Annotated in this window: 1 protein-coding gene; it reads right to left on the bottom strand. The window is 34.5% G+C overall.

The features are described from left to right. Positions 1 to 255 precede the first annotated feature (255 nt). Positions 256 to 770, bottom strand: a 515-nt coding sequence (locus ACNPNW_RS19185) for a DUF5710 domain-containing protein (protein ID WP_448767352.1), incomplete at its 5' end; no start/stop codon positions are given.

Raw genomic sequence — 770 nt, 5'->3', positions numbered from 1 at the left:
GTTTTTAAGTAGGGACTAAATTAAGGCTTATAGGATGAGTTCATAAGGTGTGTTCAGCGAACGCTTACGTTTTGAATAGATTTAAGAAATTAGGCAGACCTCATACCCAAGTTGTCACTTGAATTTGTATAACTTAGGGAAGATCTATCTCTAAAGCCTTTATGCAACAGAGTCGTTTTTATCCTAGGGTCCTTACCACTTGTATTCTTTACGAACATATATCTAAAAAAGTGTAGCAAGTTGCTACACTTTTCGCTAGATCAGCTCTTTACCAAAAATATCATTCAGTCTTTCACGAATACTTTGAACGAATTCCGGATTGTTTTTAAGTTTATGCTTCATATTTCGTTTAAAGTCATTCAGCCCCATACCAATTTCAGCAAAATCCATTTGGAATAAAGTGTCATTAATGACAATATTTGCTTGAGAGTCAGTGAGGCATCCTACTTTTTTAAACCACTTCTTGAACTGCTGATAATTTTCATCATTATTAAAAATATACCAAGAACGTACATTCGTATCGAATTTAGCCCCTAATTCTTTTACGGATGCATTGTCTTCAAATGGAACATCAAGATAGATTTTTTCGATCACTGCAATTTCATCCAGTGCCTTATCAGCAATCCGATGATGCAGTTTAAAATTCACACCTACAATTGGACGGCCTTTCTTAACGGTTTCATACTCTAATTGTAGATCTGTATTTTCGTTAATTTCTGCCACTATTTTGTCTAATACATAGCGTCTAAAATCTACCCAGCGATCATATT

The sequence above is a fragment of the Acinetobacter endophylla genome, from assembly GCF_053543775.1.
This window is presented reverse-complemented; position numbering and strand designations above follow the sequence as displayed.